This is a genomic window from Clostridium sp. ATCC BAA-442, assembly GCF_964239415.1.
Classification (GTDB): domain Bacteria; phylum Bacillota; class Clostridia; order Oscillospirales; family Oscillospiraceae; genus Flavonifractor; species Flavonifractor plautii.
Map to the genome: position 1 here is coordinate 1 of NZ_CAXSQB010000058.1, position 3,985 is coordinate 3,985.

Below are 3,985 nucleotides of genomic sequence, written 5' to 3' on the forward strand. Positions count from 1 at the left end.
GGCCATGGCCGCGCGGGGATCCCTCATTTCCCTGAACTCGCCCGAAGTGAATTCGGGCGAGTTCAAGGTTCCGGCCTGCCGGCCGGAACGCTTGGCGCGGCATGCGCCGCGTCCCGCCTGCGGCGGGGCCTGTCAAGGCTGGTTCAGCCCTTTGGCTTCTTCATAGTGAGGGAGATCCGCTTCTTCTTTTCGTCCACCTCCAGCACCCAGACGGTGACGATGTCGCCCACGGCGCACACCTCGGAGGGGTGCTGCACCCGGCGGCCCTCCCGGAGCTGGGAGATGTGCACCAGCCCGTCCTGGTGGACGCCGATGTCCACGAACACGCCGAAGTCGATGACGTTGCGCACCGTGCCGGTGAGCTCCATGCCGGGCTTCAAATCCTTCATCTCCAGCACGTCGGTGCGCAGAATGGGGCGGGGCAACTCGTCCCGGGGGTCCCGGCCGGGCTTCATCAGCTCGCCCACGATGTCCCGCAGGGTGGGTACACCCACGCCGCACGCCTCCGCGGCCTTCTCCTCGCCGTATGCGGCCACCCGCTCCCGCAGACCGTCCAGGCCGCCGGCCTTCACGTCGGACAGGCCGTAGCCGCACAGGGCGAGCAACGCCTCCGCCGCGCCGTAGCTCTCCGGGTGGACGCCGGTGTGATCCAGCACATTGCGGCTCTCCGGTACCCGCAGGAAGCCGGCGCACTGCTCAAAGGCCTTGGGCCCCAGCTTGGGCACCTTGAGCACCCCCTTCCGGGTGGTGAAGGCCCCGTTCTCCTCCCGGTACTTGACGATGTTCCTGGCGGTGGTGTTGTTCAGCCCCGCCACATAGGACAGCAGGGGGGCGGAGGCGGTGTTGAGATCCACCCCCACCGCGTTGACGCAGTCCTCCACCACGCCGGAGAGGGTCTCGTCCAGCCGGGCCTGGGGCATGTCGTGCTGGTACTGGCCCACGCCGATGCTCTTGGGGTCGATCTTCACCAGCTCGGCCAGGGGATCCTGGAGCCGCCGGGCGATGGACACAGCGCTTCGCAGGTTCACGTCGTAGTCGGGGAACTCCTCCGCGGCCAGCTTGGAGGCGGAGTAGACCGAGGCCCCCGCCTCGTTGACGATCATGTAGCTGACGCCGCCGCCCAGCTGCTTGATGAGCTCCACCGTCATCTGCTCGGTCTCCCGGCTGGCGGTGCCGTTGCCGATGGCGATGTGGGCCACGCCGTGGCGGCGGATGAGCTTTGCCAGCGTGTCGATGGCCTCCTCCTTCTTCCGCTGGCTGAACGTGGGGTAGACCACCGCCGTGTCCAGCACCTTGCCGGTGGCGTCCACCACCGCCACCTTGCAGCCGTTGCGGTAGCCGGGGTCGAGGCCCATGGTGACAAAGCCCTTCACCGGCGGCTGCATCAGCAGGGGCTTGAGGTTGAGGCCGAACATTTTGATGGCCCCCTCGTCGGCCTGCTCGGTGAGCAGGCTGCGCATCTCCCGCTCCACCGAGGGGAAGATCAGCCGGTCGTAGGCGTCCTCGGCGGCGGCGCGGACGAAGGCCATGGCGGGGGCGCCGGGGTTCAGCACCGCCCGGCGGATGGGGATCAGGGCCGCCTCCCGGTCCATCTCCACGCTCACCTTGAGCACGCCCTCCCGCTCTCCACGGTTGATGGCCAGCACCTGGTGGCCCTGCACCCGGTTCAGCGGGGAGCGGAAGGCATAGTAGAGCCGGTAGACGGTGTCCTCCGGCTCCTTGGCCGCGGCGGCGGAGACCAGAGATCCCTTTTTCCACACCAGCTCCCGCAGGCGCTTGCGGATGTCCGCGTCGTCGGAGATGCGCTCGGCGATGATGTCGCTGGCCCCCTGGAGGGCGTCCTCCGCCGTCTCCACCCCCTTCTCCGGGTCGATAAAGGCCCCGGCGGCCTCCTCCGGCGCGGGGCCGTCCGCGGCCTGGGCGAAGAGCAGCTCGGCCAGAGGCTCCAGCCCCTTTTCGCGGGCCACGGTGGCGCGGGTGCGGCGCTTCTGCTTATAGGGGCGGTAGAGATCCTCCACCTCCGCCAGGGTGGCGGCGGCGTCGATGGCGGCGGAGAGCTCCTCCGTCAGCTTGCCCTGGCCCTCGATGGCGGACTTGACCTCCTCCCGCCGCTTGTCCAGATTGCGCAGGTATTGCAGCCGGTCGGCCAGGGTGCGCAGGGCGGTATCGTCCATGGCCCCGTGGAGCTCCTTGCGGTAGCGGGCGATGAAGGGGATGGTGTTGCCCTCGTCAATGAGGCGCACCACGTTCTCCACGTGGGCCTCGCTCCGGCCCAGCTCCCGGGCCAGTATCTGAATGATGGTATCCATAGTGGTACTCCTTACAAGATTGGGATAAGGCTATTTTACGCGAATTTGACGGGGAAGTCCAGCGGATTTCCTTGCGCTTTCCCTTCGGAAGCCGTAGAATAAAGGAAAAGGAGGGGAACGGCATGGACGAGCGGCTGAACGAGATCAACAGGGAGCTCAAGGAGCTGAACGAGGCCCTGGCCCGGCAGGGACGGATGGAGGCCCAGTGGAAGGATCTCCAGGACCAGCGGGCCGAGCGGGACCGGCGGGTGATGGAGACCGGCCGGGTGTTCCGCAAGGAGCAGGACGACGTGGACCGGCTGGAGAAGGGGGGCCTGCGGGCCCTGCTGCTCTCCCTCACCGGGGACAGGGAGGTGCGCCTGTCCAAAGAGCGGCGGGAGGCCCTGGCCGCCAAGCTCCAGTACGATCAGGCCCAGCGGGATCTGGAGGATCTCGACGGGCGCATCGGGGTCCTGCTGCGGGAGAAGGACGGCCTGCGCATCGACCGCATCCGGCGGGACGCCCTGCTGGAGGAGAAGGGAGAGCTGCTCAAAGCCCTGGGCGGGGAGACCGGCGCCCGGCTCGCCCGGCTGGACCAGCAGTTGGACGAGCTGGAGCACCAGCGCCGGGAGGTGGGGGAGGCCATCTCTGCCGGCCGCACGGCGGAAAGCGCCCTGTCCGCCGTGCTGGACAGCCTGGACAGCGCCGAGGACTGGGGCACCTGGGATATGCTGGGCGGCGGCCTGATGGCCACCATGGCCAAGCACGAGCACCTGGACGACGCCCGGGCGGGCATCGGCTGGGCCCAGCAGTGCCTATCCCGCTTCCGCACCGAGCTGGCAGACGTGCGGGACATGGAGATTCCCCAGGTACAGATCGGGGAGTTCGCCACCTTTGCCGACTACTTCTTCGACGGTTTTTTCATGGACTGGATGGTACAGTCCAAAATCCAGGACGCCCAGGAAGGCGTGTCCGAGGTTCATGTCCGGGTGCTCAACGCGCTGCGGAATCTGGAGCGGATGGATCAGGAGCTGGCGGAGGAGCAGGACGGCCTGAAGCGGGAGCGGGAGGGCCTGCTTCTCAGGAGCAGCGGTTCGGACTGAGGACGGGGCAGGTTCGGTGCGGCTGTGGGAAGGAATGAAAAACAGGAGGTGCGGACAATGGTGGAAGAACTGGATTCCAGACTGAAACGCTGCCCCTGCTGCGGGGGCGAGACCGTGCTCGGCTCCCTGTACGGCTGCCGCCCGTGGGTGACCTACTGGCTTCCCAGGTACCGGAGCCTGCTGAGTCCTTTTTTCTCCAGGCGGAACATCGAGAAGAGGGGGGGCTTTCTCCTGGCCAAAGGGCGGGAGTACTGGTACCGCACCCCGCCCGCGCCCAACCAGAGCTATTACTGCCCCAACTGCAAGCTGCTTCTCACCCGGGTGGACGAGTTCCACACCCCGTAGCCACAACATGGCATAGTACGAAAAAGCGTGGGCGCCTCTAGTGAGGCGCGCACGCGGAGACTGTCGATAAACCCTCCGGCGAAAAGGATTCGGAGGGAAGGATAGTGTGAAAGGGAACCGTCAGGGTTCCCTTTCGCGTTGGATCAAACAACTTTTTGAAACGTTTCTAACGTTTCAAAAAGTTCGGCAGCCTGTCGAAAAGACTTTTTCGACAGGCTGAGCGTGGGGGGGGGGGGGGGGGGGGGGGGG

Annotated in this window: 3 protein-coding genes; 2 read left to right on the plus strand and 1 reads right to left on the minus strand. The window is 66.8% G+C overall.

Annotated elements, in window-relative coordinates; translation table 11 throughout:
• Window positions 1-143 precede the first annotated feature (143 nt).
• A complete protein-coding gene (locus ACESY8_RS17225; RefSeq protein WP_434307902.1) occupies window positions 144-2,309 on the minus strand; it encodes a Tex family protein in 2,166 nt (721 codons plus the stop codon).
• A gap of 122 nt (window positions 2,310-2,431) precedes the next feature.
• On the opposite strand from ACESY8_RS17225, the gene ACESY8_RS17230 reads away from it, so the two are divergent.
• Window positions 2,432-3,391, plus strand: a complete 960-nt coding sequence (locus ACESY8_RS17230; protein WP_054339373.1) for a hypothetical protein — start codon at window positions 2,432-2,434, stop codon at window positions 3,389-3,391.
• Window positions 3,392-3,448: 57 nt separating this feature from the next.
• A complete protein-coding gene (locus tag ACESY8_RS17235) occupies window positions 3,449-3,736 on the plus strand; it encodes a PF20097 family protein (protein WP_054339374.1) in 288 nt (95 codons plus the stop codon).
• Window positions 3,737-3,985: the final 249 nt, after the last annotated feature.